18 protein-coding genes are annotated in these 22672 nt (G+C 69.5%); 6 read left to right on the top strand and 12 right to left on the bottom strand.

The window, feature by feature from the left end; all coding sequences use genetic code 11:
- Positions 1-4 precede the first annotated feature (4 nt).
- Both SMIR_RS12550 and SMIR_RS12545 read right to left on the bottom strand, forming a co-directional pair.
- Positions 5-1153 (bottom strand): winged helix DNA-binding domain-containing protein, encoded by a 1149-nt coding sequence (locus SMIR_RS12550; protein WP_212727009.1) that lies wholly within the window; start codon positions 1151-1153, stop codon positions 5-7.
- A gap of 278 nt (positions 1154-1431) precedes the next feature.
- Positions 1432-1767 (bottom strand): DUF192 domain-containing protein, encoded by a 336-nt coding sequence (locus SMIR_RS12545; protein WP_168495147.1) that lies wholly within the window; start codon positions 1765-1767, stop codon positions 1432-1434.
- Positions 1768-2341: 574 nt separating this feature from the next.
- Between SMIR_RS12545 and SMIR_RS12540 the strand changes: the two genes are divergently transcribed.
- The 4 genes from SMIR_RS12540 to SMIR_RS12525 all read left to right on the top strand — a co-directional run bounded on the left by SMIR_RS12540 (position 2342) and on the right by SMIR_RS12525 (position 7466).
- Positions 2342-3115, top strand: coding sequence for an isoprenyl transferase (locus tag SMIR_RS12540; RefSeq protein WP_101400405.1), 774 nt, complete (start codon positions 2342-2344; stop codon positions 3113-3115).
- A gap of 297 nt (positions 3116-3412) precedes the next feature.
- A complete protein-coding gene (gene phoH2 / locus SMIR_RS12535) occupies positions 3413-4738 on the top strand; it encodes an RNA 5'-3' helicase PhoH2 (RefSeq protein WP_168495149.1) in 1326 nt (441 codons plus the stop codon).
- 485 nt (positions 4739-5223) lie between these two features.
- A complete protein-coding gene (locus SMIR_RS12530) occupies positions 5224-5910 on the top strand; it encodes an aggregation-promoting factor C-terminal-like domain-containing protein (protein ID WP_248003104.1) in 687 nt (228 codons plus the stop codon).
- A 134-nt stretch (positions 5911-6044) separates the two neighbouring features.
- On the top strand, positions 6045-7466 hold the full coding sequence (locus tag SMIR_RS12525; RefSeq protein ID WP_168495151.1) for an AI-2E family transporter: 1422 nt from the start codon (positions 6045-6047) through the stop codon (positions 7464-7466).
- Positions 7467-7819: 353 nt separating this feature from the next.
- Here the strand turns inward: SMIR_RS12525 and SMIR_RS12520 are convergent, their stop codons facing one another.
- Both SMIR_RS12520 and SMIR_RS12515 read right to left on the bottom strand, forming a co-directional pair.
- On the bottom strand, positions 7820-8353 hold the full coding sequence (locus SMIR_RS12520; RefSeq protein WP_212727008.1) for an alkyl hydroperoxide reductase: 534 nt from the start codon (positions 8351-8353) through the stop codon (positions 7820-7822).
- A gap of 6 nt (positions 8354-8359) precedes the next feature.
- Entirely contained in the window at positions 8360-8914 is a 555-nt protein-coding gene (locus tag SMIR_RS12515; protein ID WP_054235005.1) for a peroxiredoxin, read from the bottom strand.
- A 233-nt stretch (positions 8915-9147) separates the two neighbouring features.
- Between SMIR_RS12515 and SMIR_RS12510 the strand changes: the two genes are divergently transcribed.
- Positions 9148-10101, top strand: a complete 954-nt coding sequence (locus SMIR_RS12510; RefSeq protein WP_168501277.1) for a LysR substrate-binding domain-containing protein — start codon at positions 9148-9150, stop codon at positions 10099-10101.
- Between the two features lie 22 nt (positions 10102-10123).
- Here SMIR_RS12510 and SMIR_RS12505 read toward each other — a convergent pair whose 3' ends face one another.
- The 5 genes from SMIR_RS12505 to SMIR_RS12490 all read right to left on the bottom strand — a co-directional run bounded on the left by SMIR_RS12505 (position 10124) and on the right by SMIR_RS12490 (position 15132).
- The gene (locus tag SMIR_RS12505; RefSeq protein WP_168495153.1) at positions 10124-12472 is read right to left on the bottom strand and encodes an ABC transporter permease; all 2349 of its coding nucleotides are present in this window, start codon (positions 12470-12472) and stop codon (positions 10124-10126) included.
- Positions 12469-13155 carry an ABC transporter ATP-binding protein gene (locus SMIR_RS12500; RefSeq protein WP_168495154.1) on the bottom strand — a complete coding sequence of 229 codons (687 nt, stop codon included), beginning with the start codon at positions 13153-13155 and terminating at the stop codon, positions 12469-12471. The genes SMIR_RS12505 and SMIR_RS12500 overlap by 4 nt, the downstream gene beginning before the upstream one ends.
- A complete protein-coding gene (locus SMIR_RS12495) occupies positions 13152-13676 on the bottom strand; it encodes a PadR family transcriptional regulator (protein WP_168495155.1) in 525 nt (174 codons plus the stop codon). The genes SMIR_RS12500 and SMIR_RS12495 overlap by 4 nt, the downstream gene beginning before the upstream one ends.
- Positions 13677-13912: 236 nt before the next feature.
- Complete coding sequence (locus SMIR_RS43450) at positions 13913-14185, bottom strand: type II toxin-antitoxin system antitoxin (protein WP_101400411.1); 273 nt, start codon at positions 14183-14185, stop codon at positions 13913-13915.
- Positions 14182-15132 carry an SPFH domain-containing protein gene (locus SMIR_RS12490; protein ID WP_212727007.1) on the bottom strand — a complete coding sequence of 317 codons (951 nt, stop codon included), beginning with the start codon at positions 15130-15132 and terminating at the stop codon, positions 14182-14184. The genes SMIR_RS43450 and SMIR_RS12490 overlap by 4 nt, the downstream gene beginning before the upstream one ends.
- A gap of 354 nt (positions 15133-15486) precedes the next feature.
- On the opposite strand from SMIR_RS12490, the gene SMIR_RS12485 reads away from it, so the two are divergent.
- Positions 15487-17787 (top strand): transglycosylase domain-containing protein, encoded by a 2301-nt coding sequence (locus SMIR_RS12485; RefSeq protein WP_212727006.1) that lies wholly within the window; start codon positions 15487-15489, stop codon positions 17785-17787.
- Positions 17788-17850: 63 nt separating this feature from the next.
- Here the strand turns inward: SMIR_RS12485 and SMIR_RS12480 are convergent, their stop codons facing one another.
- The 3 genes from SMIR_RS12480 to fomD all read right to left on the bottom strand — a co-directional run bounded on the left by SMIR_RS12480 (position 17851) and on the right by fomD (position 22625).
- On the bottom strand, positions 17851-19314 hold the full coding sequence (locus tag SMIR_RS12480) for a catalase (RefSeq protein WP_168495158.1): 1464 nt from the start codon (positions 19312-19314) through the stop codon (positions 17851-17853).
- Positions 19315-19447: 133 nt separating this feature from the next.
- Positions 19448-21613 (bottom strand): ATP-binding SpoIIE family protein phosphatase, encoded by a 2166-nt coding sequence (locus SMIR_RS12475; RefSeq protein ID WP_212727005.1) that lies wholly within the window; start codon positions 21611-21613, stop codon positions 19448-19450.
- Positions 21614-21932: 319 nt separating this feature from the next.
- A complete protein-coding gene (fomD, locus tag SMIR_RS12470; RefSeq protein WP_211118800.1) occupies positions 21933-22625 on the bottom strand; it encodes a cytidylyl-2-hydroxypropylphosphonate hydrolase in 693 nt (230 codons plus the stop codon).
- Between the last annotated feature and the right edge of the window lie 47 nt (positions 22626-22672).

The raw sequence follows: 22672 nt of genomic DNA, 5'->3' as shown, positions 1-22672 counted from the left end.
GGGCTCATGCGTGCGGGCCCGCCGTCACCCTCCCCACCACCAACTCCGCCCCCGCCTCCAGGATTTCACCCACTCGTTCCACCTGCTGCGCCAACTCCCGTTCCCGCGCCGCCGTCAGCCCTTCCAGCGGCTCCACGGTGATCGTCGTACGCCGTCCCCGGCGCCGCTGGTGCCAGACCCCGGCCACCACGCCGTCGACCAGCAGCACGGGGAAGTTCCCGGCCTGGCCGCCCGCGAGGGCACGTGCGTACGCAGGCCCGGGGAACAGCACCTCGCGGGGCCCCGCGGCGATGGCGTACGCGTCGAAGTACGGAAGCAGCCGCACCCCGCTCATCGGCGCCCCCGGGAACTCCGTGTCGCCCGCCGCGACCCACGCCGGCCCCTCGAAGTCGACCTCCTCGATGACCCCCGTACCCGCCAGCGAGGCGAAGAGCTCGGTGGCCCAACCACGCGGAGCCGCGGCCCACTTGGCGAACCGCCCCGGCGTCGCCGGTCCGTACGCGCGCAGATAGCGCCCTACGAGCAGGGCGAGCCCCTCGTCGGCGGCGAGCGGCTCGAAGTGCGGGGGCCGGGTGTACGTCGCCTTGCGGCCCCGGTTCGGGGCGAAGCACAGCGCGCCGCGCTGACCCGCCCGGTGCATGACCTGCCGCCAGCGCGGCCACATGCCCTGGAACGCGGGCATCACCAGGTCCCCGGCCCAGGACCCGGTGCGCGCCACCACCTCGTCGCTCAACTCGTCGATGGTCAGCCGAGTGCCGTCCAGGGCGTCCCCGATCGCCGCCACGACCTCGTCCGCCTGCTCCTCGGTGAGCCGGACGGCGGGCGCGGAGGGGCTCCGGCCGGACGGGATCGCCGTCAGCGCGGCCGTCCAGAGGGGGAGTTCCGCGGTGGGGAGCAGATGTACGGTGCCGCGCGGACCGTACGTCTTCACCAGCGACCCGTCCTCCCAGAGCGCGGCGCGTACGTCCGCCCGAGTGACTCCCTCGGCGCGTACGCCCACCGACACCTCGGCCGCCGACAGGACTTGTGCGTGCGCGCCGAGCATCGCGCCGACGGTGTCGGCGACCGGAGTCCCGCCGCGCGCCGGAACGGCCAGGAACTGGCGTTCCATTCGCCGCGCGCTCGCCTCGTTCCATGTGATCTTCAGGGTCATGCGGCGAAGGTAGGCGGGAATGAGGTCAGATCCTGGCCGCTGGAGCATCCGGGAACCGATTGACCGAAAACACCCTGATGCGACCAGCCGTGGGTGAGATGTCCGTCCGTATGACGGACTTCTTCACAGGGTTTCCACATCGTTATCGGGGGTGGGTCGTCTGGGGTGTTCGCCTCACGTAAGTTCAGACCAAGGTAATTCGCGTGAGCAAAGCTGCGCGTGTGGCACCGCGCAGTGGAGGGGGCTGCGCGGTGCTGCGCTCCCTGCCTGAAGTCACGTCACCGGTCGTGCACCGTGACCTGTGCCCCGCGCCGTACGCCCCATCGCTCCATCGCCCCGGCCTCCGCCTCCAGAATGTGGCGGGAGCGTGGGCGGGGGCGCCCCATGCGCCCCGGCTTCATCGTCCGCACCGCCAAGACGCGGAACTTCCGGTCCAAATAGGCGACGTCGATCGCGAACCGCATCCCCAGGGTGTGCACCGCACTGGCGGGCGAGAGCAGCAGGGCCCCGTCGATCCCGTCGCGCCCGAGCAGTCCACGGCGCCGGGCGCGGGCCGACACGGCGATCTCCAGCGGCACCGGTGCGGGGATCCCCGGCGTGGTGAGCATGGCCATGGGTGCGAAGTTAGCGGCGCCGTCAAGCGGGCGACGCGGGCGCGCGTCACTCTCCCGGAGTATGTGGGGGCGAGTCGGCAGGGAAGACCCAGTTGGTCGCAAACCCTCCGGATCTCTCCGTTTACCTCTCCATTCCCTTTGAATCCGCTGTGATTCGGCCATGGTCAAGCCTTGAATGAGAGGTTCCGCGACCACCGTGGCGTCGTCGCCCGATTTCGGAGAGTAGTTGTGGCACGCCGATGCACGCAGCATCACTTACGAAGGGTTATGGTGGAAACCCCCCCTCGGGCCGGTCCGTCTCCCCCCCACGGACCGGCCCGTTTTTTGTGCCCCACACCCCACCCCACCGCCTCCCGCGCCTGCGCCCCCGTGCGCCCCCCTGCCCTCGGGAACCGGTCCTGGTGACACAGCGCCCCCACCCCGGCCCACTTGTCGGACCACAGACACCTCTTGCGGGGCCGTTGGTTTCGCGGGGGTAGGCTTCGCCCCCGGGGACCGCCATATGGACAGGGGTTGCGCTGAGCGAGGCCGCTCTGCCGCGCCCGTCCGATCCGCACGGAGGGGCTGACAACACGTGAACCTGCGGGACAACCTGCGCCGGCTGCTGCTCAGGTTCTACACACGCAGGGTGGAGGGCCACCTCGACCACGACCAGGTGCCCAAGCACATCGGCGTCATCATGGACGGCAACCGGCGCTGGGCGAAGGCGGCGGGCAGCACGGCCGCCCAGGGGCACCGCGCCGGTGCCGACAAGATCGAGGAGTTCCTCGGCTGGTGCTCGGAGACCGATGTCGAGGTCGTCACTCTCTGGCTGCTGTCGACGGACAACTTCGACCGCCCCGAGGACGAGCTCGTCCCCCTGCTCGGCATCATCGAGGGCGTCGTACGCACCCTCGCCGCCGACGGCCGCTGGCGCGTGCACCACGTGGGCACGCCGGACATCCTGCCCTCCCAGATGCAGACCGCGCTGAAGGAGGCCGAGGAGGCCACCGCGCACGTCGACGGGATAGTGGTCAACGTCGCCATCGGCTACGGCGGCCGCCAGGAGATCGCCGACGCCGTGCGCTCCATGCTCCTGGACGCCGCCGACAAGGGCTCCTCGATCGAGGACGTCGCCGAGTCCGTGGACATCGACCTCATCGGCAAGCACCTCTATACGAGTGCCCAGCCCGATCCGGACCTGGTGATCCGCACCAGCGGCGAGCAGCGGCTGTCCGGATTCATGCTCTGGCAGACCGCCCACTCGGAGTACTACTTCTGCGAAGTTTTCTGGCCGGCGTTCCGCAAGGTCGACTTCCTGCGCGCCCTGCGTGACTACGCGGCGCGACACCGCCGCTACGGAGGCTGACCCAGGGGGGTGCGAGGGGTGCGCGTCATCCGGAGTTAACGAACGCGTGGTCACATGCTCTTGCATGGCCGCGCATGTTCGAGGGCATAAGCCATGCAGGTCGACGCCCGAACCACGGGTGTCGTATCTCAGCGGACGGCACGGGGCCGTCCGCCCGGGAGGCCCTTTGCACCAGCCCGACCGTGCGGTCCGTACGGACGAGACGGAGGGCCGGTCTCCGGCCCGCGCAATGCGGCCAGGACCGGTCCAGCTCCTCTCCGTCGCTCCCCGACCTCATCCGAGGGGGTACGTCCTTCCGTGGTGACCAGCACAAAGCGTCGTATGCCAGACCGGCGCACCTATGTTCTCGACACCAGCGTCCTGCTGGCCGACCCGAACGCCCTGAGCCGCTTCGACGAGCACGAGGTCGTGCTTCCGATCGTCGTGGTGACGGAACTGGAGGCCAAGAGGCACCATCCCGAGCTCGGCTACTTCGCCCGGCAGGCACTGCGCCTGCTCGACGAGTTCCGGGTGCGGTTCGGCCGCCTCGACGCCCCCATCCCGATCGGGGAACTCGGTGGGACCGTACGCGTCGAGCTCAACCACTCGGACCCCAGCGTCCTGCCCAGCGGGTACCGCCTGGGGGACAACGACTCCCGCATCCTCGCGGTCGCCCGCAACCTGCAGGCCGAGGGGTACGACGTCACCGTCGTCTCGAAGGACCTGCCGCTCAGGATCAAGGCCTCGTCCGTCGGCCTCCTCGCCGAGGAGTACCGCGCGGAACTGGCCATCACGGGCTCCTCCGGCTGGACCGGAATGTCCGAACTGACCCTGTCCGGTGAGCAGGTGGACATCCTCTTCGAGGACGGACACGCGTACGTCCCCGAAGCGGCCGACCTGCCGGTCCACACCGGTCTGACGATCCAGTCGGAGCGCGGCAAGGCCCTCGGCCGTGTCACCTCCGAGGGCAACGTCCGGCTGGTGCGCGGCGATCGGGAGGCCTTCGGCATCAAGGGCCGCAGCGCCGAGCAGCGCATCGCCCTCGATCTGCTGCTCGACCCCGACATCGGGATCCTGTCGATGGGCGGCCGGGCCGGCACCGGCAAGTCGGCGCTCGCGCTCTGCGCGGGCCTGGAGGCCGTGCTGGAGCGGCGTCAGCACCAGAAGGTGATGGTCTTCCGGCCGCTGTACGCGGTGGGCGGGCAGGAGCTCGGCTATCTGCCCGGCTCCGAGGCCGAGAAGATGGGCCCCTGGGCGCAGGCGGTCTTCGACACGCTGTCGGCGGTCACCTCGCGCGAAGTCATCGAGGAGGTCACCGCGCGCGGCATGCTGGAGGTCCTGCCGCTCACCCACATCCGCGGCCGCTCCCTGCACGACGCCTTCGTGATCGTGGACGAGGCCCAGTCACTGGAACGGAACGTGCTGCTGACCGTTCTGTCCCGTATCGGCGCCAACTCACGGGTGGTTCTCACCCATGACGTGGCACAGCGGGACAATCTGCGTGTCGGCCGGTACGACGGCGTGGTCGCCGTCGTGGAGAAGCTGAAGGGTCATCCGCTCTTCGCGCACGTGACGCTGAACCGCTCCGAGAGGTCCCAGATCGCGGCGCTTGTGACCGAAATGCTGGAGGACGGACAGATCTGACCCACCTGGCTCCATCTGGCTCCATCTGGCTCCATCTGGCTCCACCTGGACCCATCTGGTACTGCTTGCCCCGGTTGGTCAAAACGTGGTGGATGCACGGTAGTTGACGCCGCCCGGCAAAAGGCGAAGAGCCTAGCCGGGCGGCGTCTTCGTGCGCGCTTGTTTCCGCAAAACTCCTGGGGCAAACGGCGTGTGAGCTTTCACACGCAACTGGGAATTGCCTCGCGGCGTCGGGTTACGGCAGAGTCTCATTCCTGTCAGGCCCCGCATACGACACACGTGTACCCCCAGCGGTACCGCACCTCAGGAACACCAGAACTCCATAGAGTCGTCGTATGCCGCCCGCGCATCACGCGGCACTTCCGTCACGGGAGTTGCCCACCGGGCCCGTGCCTCCCGTGACCCCGCAGTTGGGAGGCCAGCGTTCAGGGGCACGATTGCGTCCGCGAGGGTCACCTAAGCGGGCGATGCTGGAAGGAAACCGTGTGAGCCGGATTTCGGTCCGGGGACTCGCAGTGGCCTCGGCCACCGCGGTCACCGCTGTCGGCGCCGTGAGTGGTGTTGCCTCGGGCAACACTGGCCAGCCGTCGAACGACGCCGAGGCGACGGCGAGTGACTCGACTCTCCTCGCGGACATACCTGCGGGCCAGCAGGCCCAGGTGCAGACCGCGTCCCTGACGCAGCAGGCCGATGCACAGGCCATCGCCGCGGACGCGAGCGCCAAGAAGGACGCGGAGGAGGCTGCCCGCAAGCAGGCTGCCAAGGACGCGGTCGCGAAGCAGAAGGCCGCGGCGGACGCCAAGGCGCGCAAGGAAGCCGCGGAAGCGGCCAGCCGCTCCGAGACGCGGGCCGCTGTCAGCCTGGCCCCGCAGTCCTCGTACACCGTTGCCGAGGTCCAGGCCATCGCGCGCCAGATCATCCCCAGCGGTCAGTTCCAGTGCTTCAGCAACATCGTGGACCACGAGTCCACCTGGAACTACCGGGCCCAGAACCCCTCTTCCGGCGCCTACGGTCTCGTGCAGTCGCTGCCCGGCAGCAAGATGGCGTCGGTCGGTGCCGACTGGCAGACCAACCCGGCCACGCAGATCAAGTGGGGCCTCAACTACATGAACGAACGCTACGGCAGCCCCTGCGACGCCTGGTCGTACTGGCAGGCTCACGGCAACTACTGAGCCGTCGTCACCTCCGGCCGCTCAACCTTTCGAAGCCCCTCCCCGTCCTAGGGTGAGGGGCTTCGGCCATGTACGGTCGGAACCGACGACTCCAGGGGGGAGTGGTGGGGAGAAGCGGGGGAAAAGGACGGATCATGTCGAGAGTGCCAGGGTTGCTCGGCCGGCTCGGCGCCAAGCTGACGGAGCTGGGTGCGCGGTTGGACGAGCGCCGCGCCGAGGTGGAGAAGGAGTCGGGGGGCTCGCTCGACCTGAGCGACGAGACCGACGACCGGTCGCCGCGCGGCTCGACGACGGTACGGGCGGACGCGAAGCCTTCCGCACCCCCTGCCGACGCCACTCCCGAACGTGAACCTGGATCCGAATCCGAGCCCTCCGTCATGTTCGTCCCCGCCCCCCACTACACCCATGGGCCGCAGACGCACACTCGGCCCGATCCCGTCCTGGCCGTGCCATGGGGGGTACGGGTCGCGGCCGAGGCCGGCTGGCGGCTGCTCGTTCTCGCGGGCACCCTCTGGGTGTTGATGCGGGTGATCAGCGCCGTACAACTGGTCGTACTGGCCTTCGTCGCCGCGCTGCTCATCACCGCGCTGCTTCAGCCCACCGTGGCGCGCCTGAAGAGAGTGGGATTCCCCAGGGGCCTCGCCACCGCGCTCACCGCGATCCTCGGCTTCGTCATCATGGGGCTGGTCGGCTGGTTCGTGGTCTGGCAGGTCCAGGAGAACATCGACAACCTCTCGAACCAGATCCAGGACGGCATCGACGAGTTGCGCAAGTGGCTCCTCAACAGCCCGTTCCATGTGACGGACAAGCAGATCAACGAGATCGCCAAGAACCTGCGGGAGGCGATCGGCGCGAACACGGACCAGATCACGTCGGCGGGGCTGGAGGGCGTGACGGTCATAGTGGAAGCGCTGACCGGCATCCTCCTGACGATGTTCTCGACGCTCTTCCTCCTCTACGACGGCAAGCGCATCTGGGAGTGGACACTGAAGCTGGTGCCCGCGGCGGCGCGGCCGGGGGTGGCCGGGGCGGGGCCCCGCGCGTGGCGGACCCTGACGGCCTATGTGCGCGGCACGGTGATAGTGGCTCTGATCGACGCGATCTTCATCGGCCTCGGCATCTACTTCCTGAACGTCCCCATGGCCGTGCCCCTCGCCGTCTTCATCTTCCTCTTCGCGTTCATTCCGCTGGTGGGCGCGGTGATGTCGGGGGCGCTGGCGGTGGTGGTCGCGGTGGTGACGCAGGGTGTGTTCACCGCGCTGATGACGCTGCTCGTCGTTCTCGCGGTCCAGCAGATCGAGGGCCACATCCTCCAGCCGTTCATTCTGGGGCGGGCCGTGCGGGTGCATCCGCTGGCGGTGGTGCTGTCCGTCGCGGCGGGTGGGCTGGTCGCCGGGATCGGCGGGGCCGTGGTGGCGGTGCCACTGGTGGCGGTCACCAACACGGTGGTGGGCTACCTGCGTTCGTACTCCCGCGAGCCGGGACTCCGCCATGCGCCGGAGCCGCGGGGCGCCACAGCGATCGATGTGGCCCCGGTACGCCCCCCGTCCCCGTAACGATTCCCTCCGGGCGGGTGGGGGCTGGTCGCGCAGTTCCCCGCGCCCCTGAGGCGGGGCTTCGCCCCGGATCCCCCGCCTACCCGGATTCGTTTGGCTGCGGGCCCGGTGGGGGCTGGTCGCGCAGTTCCCCGCGCCCCTAAAAACCCGGGGCGCCGGGGCGCAGCCCCGTGCCCCAGGGGCGCGGGGCTGCGCGCCAAGCGCCCCCACTCACCCGCAGCCAACGAACCCACCCGGGGGTCTGGGGGCGGAGCCCCCAGGTAGGGACGGGACGGGTAGGGGCGGCGGGGGCGAGAAACCAAGGCCCCGCCCACCCGACCAGGGTGAACGGGGCCCGAGCAAAGCGGCGGAGGTTACTCCGCGAGGACGGCTTCGGCGTCCAGCGTCGTGGCGACCGCCTGGATCACAGAAGCGATCTTGAACGCCTCCTGGATCGTCTCCCGGTCGACGCCCGCCTTGCGGAGCACCTGCTCATGGGAGTCAAGACACTGACCGCAGCCGTTCACCGCGGACACCGCCAGCGACCACAGCTCGAAGTCGACCTTCTCGACACCGGGGTTGCCGATGACGTTCATCCGCAGACCGGCCCGCAGGGTCCCGTACTCAGGGTCCGACAGCAGGTGCCGCGTGCGGTAGAAGACGTTGTTCATCGCCATGATCGCGGCAGCCGACTTGGCGGCGGTGTACGCCTGCGGCGACAGCTGAGCCTTCGCCTCCGGCTCCAGCTCCCGCAGCACCCGCGGCGACCGCGCCGCGATCGCACACGCCAGCACCGTCCCCCACAGCCGCTGCTGCGGAAGGTCCGAGTTGCCGATGACCGAGCCGAGGTTGAGACGCAGGTCCTTCGCGTAGTCCGGCAGGGCGGACTTCAGTACGTCGAGGGCCATGGAGGGTTACTCACCCGCCAGGAGTGCCACCGGGTCGAGGGTGTTCTCGCCCTTGGTCCAGTTGCACGGGCAGAGCTCGTCCGTCTGGAGCGCGTCGAGGACCCGGAGGACCTCCTTGGGGTTACGGCCGACGGAACCGGCGGTCACCATGGAGAACTGGATCTCGTTGTTCTGGTCGACGATGAACACCGCGCGCTTGGCGAAGCCGTCCTCGCCCTCGATGCCGAGGTCCCGCATGAGCTCGTGCTTCGAGTCGGCCATCATCGGGAAGGGCAGGTCACGCAGGTCGTCGTGGTCCTTGCGCCAGGCGTGGTGCACGAACTCGGAGTCGCCGGAGAAGCCGAGCACCTGGGCGTCACGGTCGGCGAACTCGTCGTTCAGCTTGCCGAAGGCCGCGATCTCGGTCGGGCACACGAAGGTGAAGTCCTTGGGCCATGCGAAGATCACCTTCCACTGACCCTCGTAGGTCTTGTGGTTGATCTGCTGGAACTCCTCGCCCTTCTCCAGCGAGACACAGGCGGTCAGATCGAACTCGGGGAACTTGTCACCGACAGTGAGCACACGCTCTCCTTGCAGCGAGGAAAAGCCCTTTTTGGGGGCGTTTCCCGGGGGTTGGACGATGCTGATGTTGGCACATGCTGCATTGATTACGGAAATAGCTACACTCGGTCGTGTTGATCGACTGCAATTATCAGTGACTATGAGTGAGAGGTGCGGCCATGGCCAGCCCGATGGGCAACGCAAGCTCCAAGGGCCCCATGAGCGGCAAGGGAGCCATGAGTGGCAAGGGAGTCATGAGCCCCAAGGGGAACGGGCGCCGTCAGCCGAGCCTCGCCCAGCTGCGCGCCTTCGCCGCCGTGGCCGAACACCTGCACTTCCGTGACGCCGCCGCCGCGATCGGCATGAGCCAGCCCGCGCTGTCCGGCGCGGTCTCCGTCCTGGAGGAGACGCTCGGCGTGACCCTCCTGGAGCGTACGACCCGCAAGGTGCTGCTCTCACCCGCCGGCGAACGTCTCGCCGTACGCGCGAAGGCGGTACTGGACGAGGTCGGCGCGCTCATGGAGGAAGCGGAGGCGGTACGGGCGCCGTTCACCGGGGCGCTGCGCCTCGGCGTCATCCCCACCGTCGCGCCCTACCTCCTGCCCACCGTCCTCAACCTGGTCCACGACCGCTACCCGGACCTCGACCTCCAGGTCCACGAGGAGCAGACCGCCAACCTCCTCGACGGGCTGACCTCCGGCCGTCTCGACCTGCTGCTGCTCGCCGTCCCCCTCGGTATGCCCGGCGTGACCGAACTCCCGCTGTTCGACGAGGACTTCGTGCTCGTCACCCCGCTCGACCACTCGCTCGGCGGCCGGGAGGGAATCCCCCGCGAAGCCCTGCGCGAGCTCAACCTGCTTCTGCTCGACGAGGGACACTGCCTGCGCGACCAGGCCCTCGACATCTGCCGGGAGGCGGGCCGGGAGGACGCCCCGGTCACCACCACGGCCGCGGGCCTGTCCACCCTGGTCCAGCTCGTCGCCGGCGGCCTCGGCTGCACCCTGCTGCCGCGCACCGCCGTCAAGGTCGAGACGACCCGCAGCAACCAGCTCCTGACCGGCTACTTCGCGGACCCGGCGCCGACCCGCCGGATCGCGCTGGCGATGCGGGCCGGGGCCGCGCGCGGCGGCGAGTACGAAGAACTGGCCGCCGCGCTCCGAGAAGCGCTGCGACCGCTGCCGGTACGGGTGTGGGACCGGGACGCCTGAGCGTCCCGGTCCACGGGCCCCGTCACTCGGTGCGCAGTCCGTCCGGCCGCATCAGCCGCAGCAGTGGCGGCAGGCTGAGTGCGGTCACCAGCAGGACGACTCCCGCGCCGATGCCGGTCATCGACAGCAGGCTCGGCCAGTCCACGCGCACCGAGACGCTCGTCATCTTCTGCAGGACCACGCCCAGGGTCACACCGACCACGGAAGCGAGCAACAGACCCAGCGCGATCGGGATCGCGGTCTGCCAGAGCACCGACAGGCTCAGCGTGCGGCGTCGAGTGCCGAAGGCGACCAGGACGGAGAGCAGTTTCTTTCGCTCGCGCAGCTGTTCCAGCTGTGAGACCAGCAGGCTCGCGCCGATCAGGAACAGGACGCAGGCCGCGCCGACGGACAGGCCGGTGCGGATGGAGGTGTAGCGGTTGTCCTGCTCGGTCGACGCCCAGGTCCAGGCGTGGGCCAGCGGGCTGAGCTTCGCCGTGGTGTTGCGAACGAGGTCGTAGACGTCCGGTGCCGACTGGTCGATCTGCAGGTAGGCGCTGCCCTCGATCGCCTGTGCGGCCCCGGCCGGCAGTGCGCTCGGGGTGAACAGGATGCCGCCGGTCAGACCGTTCGTCGCGTCCGTGCGGATTTGGGCTGCCTTGATGTCCTGCGGCACGGTCCAGGCGGCCTGCCTGCCCCTGAAGCTGTCGGAGTAGGAGGGGTCGATGTAGAGGGTTCGGCCGGGCTTGCCGAGCTTCGCCGCGTCCAGGTCGCTGTCGTGGCCCTTGACGAGGAAGACGTCGCCGTCGCGGCACGTCGGCAGCGTGGCCACCTCGCGCAGCGACGCGCAGTTGCCGACGGTCGCGGTCGTGGACGTGTTGGGGTCCCGCTTCCGGTCGCCCAGCGAACCGGAGCCGATCGCGGTGACCTGTCGTACGCCCTTGGTCCGCGCGAACTGCTCGCGGGCCTGGTCGAGCGGGACGTCGTACGGGAGGCGGATCTGCATCTGCGCCCGCTGGAGGTCGTTCGACGTGTCCTTGGTGTAGTCGCCCTCGACCCCGGCGAACAGCATTTGCAGGGCGATGGCGCCGGCCACCGCGACCGCGATGCCGTTGACCATGCGGGCCGCCGTTCCGCTGCTCAACTGGAGTCTGCGGATGGCGAGTTGCCAGGACACCGAGCCGGATCCGAGCCGGGCGACGACCGTTTCGACGATCCAGGGCAGCAGCGCCGTGACGCCGATCAGGAGCAGCAGGACACCGCCGATCACCAGGTACTGGTTGAAGTTTCCGCTGGTGTTGCCCTTGCCGATCATCGGGTAGAGCATCGCGAGTCCGCCGATCGGCAGCAGCAGTCGCCACCACAGTCGGCGCCGCGCGGGCTTGGCCGCACGGACCACTCCGAGCGGCTCGATGACGACCCCGCGCAGTGCGAGCAGGGTGACGAGGACCGCGGCCGCGGGCACCGCGACCGCGACCAGGGCGGCCAGTGCGGGCGTGGGGTTCAGATAGCTCGGGAACACGCTCTTGCCGAAGATCTCGACGGATCCCGCCAGTTGACGGGCCAGCAGGAAGAAGACCGTGCCGAAGGCGAGCCCGAGGACGGCGCCCGAGAGGGCCTCGCCCGCGGCGATCCGCCGGGTCATCCGGCTGTCGGAGCCGACCAGGCGCAGTGCCGCGAGCCGCCGGTCGCGCCGCTCGCCGCCGAAGCGCACGGCCGCGGCGATGAAGACACCGACCGGCAGCAGCAGCACCACGAAGACGACGATGATCAACAGGAGGAGTACCGGGTCCAGTTTGTCGGGCGGTCCGAGGGGCTCCCCGAAGTGGTCGATACGGGTCACTCTGGAGCCGTCGATCCTCGGGGCGAGGTTGTCGGCGCCCGCGTAGAAGCTGAGTTCGTTCGCGCCGACGAGACCGGGCTCCCCGATGGTGCCGATGGTGCGGTAGGGCAGCCGCTCGCGTAGCAGTTTCCCGCTGCCGGACTTCAGCAGGTCCGCCAGCGCGGGGGAGACCACCATCTCGCCCGGCGCCGGGATCTTCTTCACCCCCGGCGGCAGCGGCGCCCGGGCCCCCTCGGGTTGCACCTCGCGTCCGCGGATGTCCTTGTCGCGGTAGGTGTCGTCGACGGCCGCGACGAGAAGGGTCCGATCGGACGCCTTGGGTATGCCCACATCGGTGAACGTGATGTCCGTACGGGCCTTCTCGCGGTCGCTGCGGGCCTGGAGCGCACTCGGCAGCGCCGTGGTGAGCAGCAGCAGCGCGACGCCGAGCCCGACCCCGACGGCCGTGAGGACCGCACGCATCCAGCCCTCGCGTCCGCCGGTGAAGGCGAACTTGGCGCCCATGGCCAGGTCTCTGGACCACTGCCGAACGCTGGGAGCGGCGCTCATACGATCCGCTCCATGTCGCGGGACTTTCCGTCGCGTACGACGATCTCGCGGTCCGAGTAGGCGGCCACCCGTGCCTCGTGCGTGACGAGGACGACGGCGGCGTTGGTCGAGCGGGCCGCCTCGGTGAGCAGATCCATCACGCGTTCGCCGTTGAAGGAGTCGAGTGCTCCGGTGGGCTCGTCCGCGAAGAGTACGCGCGGGCTGGTGACCAGTGCCCGGGCCACGGCGACCCGCTGTCCCTGGCCGCCGGATATCTCGCCCGGCCGCTTGCCCTTGAGGTCGTCGACCTCCAGCCGTTCCATCCAGGACAGGGCGGTTCGCTCGGCCTCCTTGCGCCCGGTGCCGTTGAGCCGCAGCGGGAGGGCGACGTTCTCGACGCAGGTCAGTTCGGGAACGAGCTGCCCGAACTGGAACACGAACCCGAACTCGCTGCGCCGCAGCGCGCTGCGCTGGGCGTCGTTCATGGTCGCCATCTCCTGGCCGTTGTAGACGATGGACCCGGAGTCCGGTGTCACGATGCCGGCCAGGCAGTGCAGGAGGGTCGACTTGCCGGAGCCGGAGGGGCCCATCACGGCGACGACCTCGCCCGGGTGGATGGAGAACTCGGCGCCGTCGAGGGCGCTGGTGGGGCCGTACGCCTTGCGCAGGTCGTGGGCCGTGAGCAGGGAGCCTGCGGGGGTCATCGGGTTACCGCCTCGGCGAGTTTTTCGAGGCGCGCTGCGGTGAGCTCCAGCCACCGCAGGTCGGCCTCCAGGTGGAAGAGGGCGTGGTCGCAGATCAGCTGGTCGGCGAGGTCGCCCTTGCGCTTGCGGTCCGTCAGGATGCGCATCATCCGCAGGTGCTCGGAGCGCTGTGTGTCGAGGATCTCGGACGCGTCCCGGTGCGTGAGCAGCGCGAGGACGACCTTCGTGTAGAGGGTCGACTGCAGATACGGCTCGGGCTTCTCCGGCGTCGCGAGCCACTGCTGTACGTCGGTGATCCCGGCCTCGGTGATCGCGTACCGCTTCCGCTCCGGGCCGCCGCCCGCCTCGATCCCGTCGACCTCGACGAGTCCGTGCTTGAGCAGCCGCGACATCGTCGAGTAGACCTGGCCGTAGTGCAGCGGCCGGTCGTGACCGAACTTCTCGTCGAAGGCCCGCTTCAGGTCGTAACCGTGACGGGGCCCGGACTCCAGGAGTCCTAGGAGGGTGTGACCGATGGACATGCCGAGCACTCTACACACGGCGTATACACCGCACGTATACACGCTGCGAATAGATCATGGTGAACCCCGCGTCCGCGCAGGTCACCCCCGATTGTCACGGTTCCGTCACCACGATTCCCCCGCCCCCGCCGCCCCATCCCCGGGGGGAAGCTTTTAGGGGCGCGGGGAACCGCGCGCCCAGCCCCCACCGGCCCGCAGCCGAAGAGCCACCCCCGGCCCCCAGGGGGCGGCGGAGCCTATTCCTCCGGTTCCCCCGTCGCGGAAGCGGCGGGTCGCCCCCGCCGAGGAATCGGTCCCGCTCCACCCGGCAACCGCCCCGCCTCCGCAAGCGCCCGCCGCAACAGATACTCGACCTGCGCGTTCGCAGAGCGCAGCTCATCCGCCGCCCACCGCGCCAGTGCTTCATGGACAAGCGGGTCCAGCCGCAGCAGAACCTGCTTGCGCTGCTGCGGCTGCCGCTGCGGCTGTGGCCGACGCTCGGGGACCGACCCCCCGGAGGGATCCGTCACTGGTAGAGGGACCCCGTGTTCAGGACGGGCTGGGGAGCCCGGTCACCGCACAACACCACCAACAGGTTCGACACCATCGCCGCCTTCCGCTCGGGGTCCAGCTCCACAATGTCCCGCTCGGTGATCCGGGCGAGCGCGGCCTCGACCATCCCGACCGCCCCGTCCACGATCTCCCGCCGTGCCGCGACCACCGCCCCGGCCTGCTGGCGCTGAAGCATCGCGGAGGCGATCTCGGGAGCGTACGCGAGATGCGTGAAGCGCGACTCGATGATCGAGACCCCGGCCGCCTCCACACGCGCGTGCAGTTCGACGGCGAGCTTCTCGGTGATCTCCTCGGCGTTGCCGCGCAGCGAGAGACCGTCCGCGTCGTGGGCGTCGTAGGGGTACTCGATCGCGATGTGCCGTACGGCCGCCTCGGTCTGCGTGGCGACGAACTCCAGGAAGTCGTCGACCTCGAAGGTGGCCTGCGCGGTGTCCTCGACCCTCCAGACCACGACCGCGGCGAGCTCTATCGGATTGCCGTAGGCGTCGTTGACCTTGAGGACGGCGGTCTCGTGGTTGCGTACCCGGGTCGAGATCTTCGTGCGGGAGGTGAAGGGGTTCACCCAGCGCAGCCCGTCCTGGCGGATCGTCCCCCGGTACCGCCCGAAGAGCTGGACGACCCGCGCCTCACCGGGCGCCACCGTGTTCAGTCCGCACATCGCGATGAACGCGGCGAGGCCGATCAGGATGCCGGGAACGATCAGCGCGGCCTTGGCCCCGCCGGCGTCGACCGTCGTGGCGGCCGCGATCATGCCGGCGCCGAGCAGCAGCCCGACCAGCCCGAACAGCAGCGCGAGGCCGCCGCCGATGCTGTGCGCGGCGAACTCCCGTACCCGCGGATCGGGCATCCGCGGCACATCCGCGAGAGAGGTGGGGTCGCTGGGAGTGGAGTCGTGTTCCGGCATGGGTGCCCCCCGTTTTCGTGCGGCGGAAGCCCGTGTGACTCCCACCCGTCCAAGGCCATGGGCCTATCTAAGTGATATCACTTTACCCGGCAGGGCAACCTTCCACCCCTCCAAGTCGTCGGTTGAGATGGGGCGGATGCGAAGTCCTGAGTAGTACGTGCTGATTGTCACGTCCGCAAAAGACCGGATCGACAGCCCTTTGTCATAGCGCGTGGTGTTAGTTTGCTGAGCTGACCTCAGCGGCGAACCTGCGTGACGCGCGAACACGAACGCGACACCCGAGCGCGTGAGTGAACGCGGCAGGACACGCGTACAAGAGAGCGCGACACGAGAGCGAGCGGAGCGGACGCAGCCATGGGACGAGCGGAAGAGAGACGAGCGCGGCAGCACGGTGGCCGCCGCGCGGCGGCCATGCCCTCGTCCGGAGGAAAGCCCCGCCGCACCGGCATACGCCGGTTCGTGAACTGGAAGACGATCCTCGGCACCTTCCTGGGCTTCTGCCTGCTCGGCATGGGCGCCTTCATCGTGCTCTACATGGTGGTGTCCATACCCCAGGGCAACGCGGCCGCCACGCAGCAGAGCAACATCTACAAGTACAGCGACGGCAGCACGCTCGCCCGAACCGGCAAGGTCAACCGCGAGATCGTCGGCCTGGACAAGGTGCCCAAGGACGTCCAGAAGACCTTCGTCGCCGCGGAGAACAAGTCCTTCTACAAGGACGCCGGCGTCGACCTCAAGGGCACGGCCCGCGGTCTGATCAACACCCTGTCCGGCAAGGGCAAGCAGGGTGGTTCGACGATCACCCAGCAGTACGTCAAGAACTACTACCTCACCCAGGACCAGACCGTCACGCGCAAGCTGAAGGAACTGGTCATCTCGCTGAAGCTGGACCGTCAGCAGTCCAAGGACGACATCCTCGCGGGCTACATCAACACCAGCTACTACGGCCGCAACTCCTACGGCATCCAGGCGGCGGCCCAGGCGTACTACGGCAAGGACGCGAGCGGCCTCTCCGTCGAGCAGGGCGCGTACCTCGCCTCGCTGCTCCAGGCCCCGAGCCAGTACGACTGGGGTGCCGCCACGCCCACCGGTAAGCGGCTGGTCACGGCCCGCTGGAACTACACCCTCGACAACATGGTCGAGGAGGGCTGGCTGCCCGCCGCCAAGCGCGCGACCATGAAGTTCCCGGTCCCGCAGGACCCCAAGGGTGTGCCCGGCATGGAGGGCCAGACCGGCTATCTGGTGGACGCGGCCAACAGCGCGCTGGCCAACCGGCTCGTGACCCAGGGCGCCGCCGCCAACTACGACGACGCCAAGGCGCTGGTCGACGCGGGCGGCTGGACGATCACGCTCAACATCGACAAGAAGAAGCAGACGCAGCTGGAAGTCGCCGTCAAGACGAAGCTCACCGGCAAGCTGGACGCCAAGAAGCGCAAGGTCGACGGTGACGTCGAGGCCGGTGCCGCGTCCGTCGACCCCAAGACCGGCAAGGTCGTGGCGATGTACGGCGGCGAGGACTACTTCAAGCACTACGTGAACAACGCGACCCGCCGCGACTACCAGCCCGCCTCCACCTTCAAGCCGCTGATCTTCGCGGCGGCCCTGGACGAGCAGGCCAAGACGCAGGACGGCCAGGACATCACGGCGGACACGGTCTACGACGGCACCAGCGGTCGCTCCGTCAAGGGCAGCAGCATCGGCTTCGCGCCGCCCAACGAGGACGACCAGAACTACGGCGACGTCACCGTCCAGACCGCGATGAACAAGTCCATCAACTCCGTCTTCGCGCAGATGGGCGTCGACGTCGGAATGGACGAGGTCCTCAAGGTCGCCGGCAAGCTCGGCATGGACACCAAGGGCATGCAGGCGGTGCCCGCGCAGACCCTCGGCACGATGGGCGCGAGCCCGCTGGAGATGGCGGGCATCTACGCGACCCTCGACAACCACGGCCGCAAGGTCACCCCGGCCGTCGTCGCCTCGGCCGAGCACAAGGACAGTTCGGTCGACTTCCCGAACCCGATCGGCGACCAGGTCATCAACTCCCAGGCGGCCGACACGGTCACCTCGGTACTCACCGGCGTGGTCAATGACGGTACGGCCCAGGTCTCGGTGGCCCAGGCGGTCGACCGCAACGACCAGCAGGTCGCGGGCAAGACGGGTACGTCCGACAACAACAAGTCGGCCTGGTTCACCGGGTACACGCCGAACCTGGTCACCTCGGTCGGTCTGTTCGGAGAGGTCCCCAAGGACCGCAAGGACACCGGTGGCAAGGTGGTCAAGCAGGGTACGCAGGTCTCCCTGAAGGGCGCCGCGGGCGGCGGCCGCGTCAACGGCGGTGGCTTCCCGGCCCAGATATGGGCGGCGTACACCTTCAACGCGATGGGCAGCGTCACCACGTTCGACCTGGACACCACCCAGGGCGCGGCGATGGAGCCCAGCACCACACCGACGATCAGCGAGACGCCGAGCGACACGCCCTCGCAGACCCCGACCACCGAGCCGCCGACGAGCGAGCCGCCCACCACCAGCGAGCCGCCGACCCCGACGTCCGAGCCCCCGACCACCCCGGCGACGACACCCCCGACGACTCCGACGGGGACCCCGACGGACGAGATCACACCAGAGGACCCGTTCAACCCGAACAACCAGCAGTGACCGACAAGGGCGCGAAGACCGGTACGGCCGGTCTTCGCGCCCTTGTCGTGCGTTGTGGAGTGTTCAGCCTCCGTTGACGTTGTGGGCGATCCGGTCGCCCAGTTCCTTGTCGATGTTGCGCCAGTACTGCAGGGCGCGGTCCAGGACCGGACGGGAGACGCCGGCCTTCAGGTGGCCGCTGACGTTCGAGACCAGGCGGTCGCGGGCCGCGTCGTCGAGGACCTGGCGGACCATCGTGCCCGGCTGGCCCCAGTCGTCGTCCTCGCTGTGCAGCTTGTACGCCTCGCGCACCAGCTCGCCCGTGGCCTCCCAGCTCGCCGGGTCGCCGAACTGCCCGTAGTCGGCAGCGGGGCCGCCGTAGGAGTTGGGCGCGTACGGGCGGGCCGCGAGCGACGGCTCGTAGCGCATCGGGCCGTCCTTGGCGTACGAGTTCACCGGGGCGTGCGGGCGGTTCGGTGGCAGCTGGGCGTAGTTCGGGCCGATCCGGTACCGGTGTGTGTCCGGGTAGGAGAACAGCCGGCCGAGCAGCATCTTGTCCGGTGAGGGACCGACGCCCGGGACCAGGTTCGAGGGCTCGAAGGCGGCCTGCTCAATGTGGATGAAGTAGTCCTCGGGGTTTTTGTTGAGGGTCATCCGGCCGACGTCGATCAGCGGGTAGTCGCCGTGCGGCCAGACCTTGGTCAGGTCGAAGGGGTTGAAGCGGTAGTCCGCCGCGTCCTCGAACGGCATGATCTGGACCTTCAGGCTCCAGGTCGGCGCGTTCCCGGACTCGATCGCCTTGTAGAGGTCCATGCGGTGCAGATCCGGGTCTGTACCGGCCAGCTCGTCGGCCTCCGCCTGGGTGAGGAAGTCGATGCCCTGGTCGGTCTTGAAGTGGTACTTCACCCAGAACCGCTCACCGGCGCCGTTGATCCACATGTAGGTGTGGGAGCCGTATCCGTTCATGTTGCGGTAGGTCTTCGGGACGCCCCGGTCGCCCATCAGATAGGTCACCTGGTGCGCCGACTCGGGCGAGAGCGTCCAGAAGTCCCACTGCATGTCGTTGTCGCGCAGCCCGTTGTCGGGGCGGCGCTTCTGCGAGCGGATGAAGTCCTGGAACTTGATCGTGTCGCGCACGAAGAAGATCGGGGTGTTGTTGCCCACCAGGTCGTAGTTGCCCTGCTCGGTGTAGAACTTGAGCGCGAAGCCACGCGGGTCGCGCCAGGTGTCGGGCGAACCCTGCTCGCCGGCCACGGTGGAGAAACGGGCCAGCATCTCGGTGCGTTTGCCCGGCTGGAAAAGGTCGGCCTTGGTGAACTGGCTGACATCGTTGGTTACTTCGAAGAACCCGTATGCGCCACTGCCCTTGGCGTGCACCACCCGCTCGGGGACCCGCTCCCGGTTGAACTGGGCCATCTTCTCGATGAGGTAGTGGTCCTGGAGCAGGATCGGGCCGTCGCGACCGACGGTCAGCGAGTGTTCGTCGCTCTCCACCGGAATGCCGACGTTGTTCGTGGTGTACGGAGCCTTCTGGGGTGCCTGCGTCACGAGCGTCCTCCCGTCAAGAAGAGAGTCGTCAGATCGCTTCGCTCACCTCAGCAGTCAACTCTGCCGACAGGATGTCGGCAACCGGGCCGCCGTGGGGCGAGGTGCATCGCGTACCCCTCCGCCCCCGGTCCATTCAGCTCCGGTTCAACTCGAACCAGACCACCTTTCCGGTGCTCAGACGCGTGGCGCCCCACCGTCTGGCCAGTTTGTTGACCAGATAGAGGCCACGCCCGCCCTCGTCCGTGGCGCGCGCCTGCCGCAGCCTGGGCAGCTGCGGCACGTCGTCGCCGACCTCGCAGCGCAGCACGTCCGTACGCAGCAGACGGAGGGTGACCGGGCGTGACGCATAGCGCACGGCGTTGGTGACGACCTCGCTGACCAGCAGCTCCACGGAGTCGCTCATGTCCTCCAGGCCCCAGCGGGACAGCGCCCGGCGGGCCAGGCGCCGGGCCCGGCCGGGGGCCGCGTCCTCCGGCTCCAGGTGCCAGTACGCCACATCGCTCGGCGCGATCCCGTCGAAGCGGGCGGCGAGCAGCGCGATGTCGTCGTCCCGGTCACCCGGACCGAGCATGTCCAGCACCTCGTCGCAGAGCGCTTCCAGCGGCGGCGGATGGTCCGGGCCGGTGAGCTGCGCGGTGGCGGCGAGCTTCTCGCGCAGCTGCTCTATGCCGGTCCACACGTCCCTCAGGCGCGACTCGACCAGGCCGTCCGTGTACAGCAGGAGCGTCGCCCCGGCGGGCGCGTCCAGCTCGACCGCCTCGAAATCCACTCCTCCTACGCCGATGGGGGCGCCCGGCGGCACCCGCAGCACCTCGGCCCGGCCGCCCAGGTGCAGCAGCACCGGCGGCGGATGGCCCGCGTTGGCGATGGTGATCCGGTGCGCGACCGGGTCGTAGACGGCGTACAGACAGGTCGCCATGCGGTCGGTGCCCAGGCGCTGGGCCTGCTCGTCCAGGTGGTGCAGCACCTCCTGCGGGGGCAGGTCGAGCCCGGCGAGGGTCTGCGCGGTGGTGCGCAGCTGGCCCATGATCGCGGCCGAGGTCATGGAGTGGCCCATGACGTCACCGACGACGAGGGCGACGCGGCTGCCCGGCAGCGGGATCGCGTCGTACCAGTCGCCGCCCACCCGCGCGGTCTCCGCGGCCGGCAGATAGCGCGAGGCCAGCCGCACTCCGGTGGGGCGCGGCAGTGTCTCGGGCAGCATGGTGCGCTGCAGCTCGTCGGCGATGTACGCCTCGCGGCCGTACAGCACCGCTTTGTCGATGCCGAGCGCGCTGTGCGTGGCGAGCTGGGCCGCGACCAGCAGATCGTCGGTCTCGAACGCCATCCGCTCGGGGCGGCGCACGAACAGCGCCGCGCCGATCACCCGGCGCCGCCCGCGCAGCGGGGCGAGGATCGCGCGCTGGCCGGTGGGCACGATCAGCTCGTCGCCGAGCAGCTCGGGCAGCGCGGCCCGGGCGGCGGGCGCGTCCGCGAAGACCGGGCGCACGCCGCGCAGCACCTCGGCGAGGGCGCCGCCGGGGCGCACCTCGCACAGCTCGGCCGTCATCGCCGAAAGTTCGTTCGGCTCGGGCCGCAGCGCGGGCATGAAGCCGTTCTCGGTGTCCCGTTCCTCGGGGATCCGGTCGGTGCGCCGCAGCCGCAGTACGAGGGGCCCGGTGGGCCGCTCGTCGCCGACCGGCAGCGGGTCGCGCAGATAGACGAGGATCGCGTCCGAGAAGGTCGGCACGGTGGCCCGGCACAGACCCATGACGATCTCGTCCAGGTCGATGCCGCGGGCGATCCGCCGGGTCGCCGCGCCCACGAAGCGCAGCCGGTCCCCGTCACGCCGCATCGGCATCGGGCCCGCGTGCGGCAGCCCCTGTCCGGTACGCCGGTCCGTGCCCGTGGAGTTCCCGGACGGCCGGTCCCCATCCATGCCCGGCTGGGCCGGGATGCCCTCGGGAGCCGGGCGCGGGCGGTGCGCGTCGGGCTCGCTGGCCGAGGGCTGGGAGTGCTCGGGCCCGGGGGAGGCGGGCGGCGGCGTGGACGCGCCGGTGCCCGAAGGCGACGGCGTGTCGGTACTCGCCGACGCCTGCGTGGCGGACGATCCGTGCTGGCCGCAGGGCGTGCTCGGAGCGGAACCGGTGGGGGCGTCGCCGGTGCGGGCGGGTTGTGCGGGTAATGCGCCGGGCGCGCGCAGCGGCTCCGGGGTATGGAGGAGCGCCCCGCGGGGGTCCGCGGGGGTGGAGGGCCGGCCGGCGCCGCTCTGGCGGCGCTCGTGCGAGGTGGGGTGCTCCGTCACGCGTGTCGAATCCATCCGTCCGGGGCTGCGCGCCGTGCGTGCAGTTCGTCCCGCAGCCCCGATACCCGGAATGTGTGTCCCGGGAACGGAATCTGCGCGTCGTCAGGACGGGGCCTGCCCGTCGCCGACGTGAACGCCGTCGTCGGGCCGAACGCCCTGTGCGGCCCGGTGGGCCGTCCGCCGACCGTACCGCCGTGGCCCTCGTACCCCTCGCTCACGTCCTGCCGCCCCTCGGTGACGTATGGTCAAGCCCAGCGCATGCTGCGGGAGTTGCTGCTGTGCGCCCTTGCGGAGGACGATCCTACGGTTGTACCACGGGGGCGCATCAAGGGTCTCATGAGGACACGTGCGCGGGCGTACGGTCCCAGTCATCCGGCAGGGAAGGAACCGGCCAGGCGGGATCCGGGCGCCAGTGCTGCCAGCCGTCCGAGAACGGCGCGCCCCAGGCACGGATCACCTCCACCGCGCAGTGCCCTGCCTCTCTTACCTGTGCGGCCAGTTGAGTATCCATCAATCCGGCCTGTTGCGCCTGTGCGAACTCGTCTTCGTCGAGCCAGTGCCAACTGCGGTCCGGGTGCACGGAGATGTCCAGGAAGTGATCCTCGGAGTCGACCCCGCCCTCCCAACGGGCGAGCGGCGCCTCCAGGTTCACGTACCAGTTCTTGAACCGCCAGCCCGGTTCCCAGAACAGCCACACCGACCAGGGCTCGCCGGGCCTCGCCAGCTTCAGCACTCCGTTGCCGAACCAGCGGCCCCGCTGCACCGTTCGCGCCTTGGTGTAGCGGGACTCCAGCGGTTCTCCGTGCACCGGTGTACCGTCGGCGAGCACGGGCTTCACACACTCCGTGCCGGGCGCCATCCACACCGCGAGCAGTTCCTCGTCGTCCCGTACGACGGTCACGGGGCGGCAGATGTGGAACTGCTCACCGGCGTTCTCCCGGTACCGCCACAGAATGTGACTCCCGGGGGCCCAGTACACCGTCGACCCGCCCGCCGCCACTCGCCTCACCGCTCCACCCTCTGCCATGACCAGATATTAGGTGCCACAGGCATACGACGCTGCGGTGCGCGTCA

It is taken from the genome of Streptomyces mirabilis, from assembly GCF_018310535.1.
In the GTDB taxonomy this organism is placed as follows: domain Bacteria; phylum Actinomycetota; class Actinomycetes; order Streptomycetales; family Streptomycetaceae; genus Streptomyces.
This window is presented reverse-complemented; position numbering and strand designations above follow the sequence as displayed.

What these genes read in the sequence shown, in the direction of transcription:
- SMIR_RS12520 (WP_212727008.1), bottom strand. Translation starts at nt 8,353, where the DNA reads ATGGCCCTCGACGTACTGAAGTCCGCCCTGCCGGACTACGCGAAGGAC.
- SMIR_RS12495 (WP_168495155.1), bottom strand. Translation starts at nt 13,676, where the DNA reads ATGTCCATCGGTCACACCCTCCTAGGACTCCTGGAGTCCGGGCCCCGT.
- SMIR_RS12485 (WP_212727006.1), top strand. Translation starts at nt 15,487, where the DNA reads ATGGGACGAGCGGAAGAGAGACGAGCGCGGCAGCACGGTGGCCGCCGC.
- SMIR_RS12490 (WP_212727007.1), bottom strand. Translation starts at nt 15,132, where the DNA reads ATGCCGGAACACGACTCCACTCCCAGCGACCCCACCTCTCTCGCGGAT.
- SMIR_RS12500 (WP_168495154.1), bottom strand. Translation starts at nt 13,155, where the DNA reads ATGACCCCCGCAGGCTCCCTGCTCACGGCCCACGACCTGCGCAAGGCG.
- SMIR_RS12545 (WP_168495147.1), bottom strand. Translation starts at nt 1,767, where the DNA reads ATGGCCATGCTCACCACGCCGGGGATCCCCGCACCGGTGCCGCTGGAG.
- SMIR_RS12510 (WP_168501277.1), top strand. Translation starts at nt 9,148, where the DNA reads ATGAGCCCCAAGGGGAACGGGCGCCGTCAGCCGAGCCTCGCCCAGCTG.
- fomD (WP_211118800.1), bottom strand. Translation starts at nt 22,625, where the DNA reads ATGGCAGAGGGTGGAGCGGTGAGGCGAGTGGCGGCGGGCGGGTCGACG.
- SMIR_RS12550 (WP_212727009.1), bottom strand. Translation starts at nt 1,153, where the DNA reads ATGACCCTGAAGATCACATGGAACGAGGCGAGCGCGCGGCGAATGGAA.
- SMIR_RS12505 (WP_168495153.1), bottom strand. Translation starts at nt 12,472, where the DNA reads ATGAGCGCCGCTCCCAGCGTTCGGCAGTGGTCCAGAGACCTGGCCATG.
- SMIR_RS12525 (WP_168495151.1), top strand. Translation starts at nt 6,045, where the DNA reads ATGTCGAGAGTGCCAGGGTTGCTCGGCCGGCTCGGCGCCAAGCTGACG.
- SMIR_RS12475 (WP_212727005.1), bottom strand. Translation starts at nt 21,613, where the DNA reads ATGGATTCGACACGCGTGACGGAGCACCCCACCTCGCACGAGCGCCGC.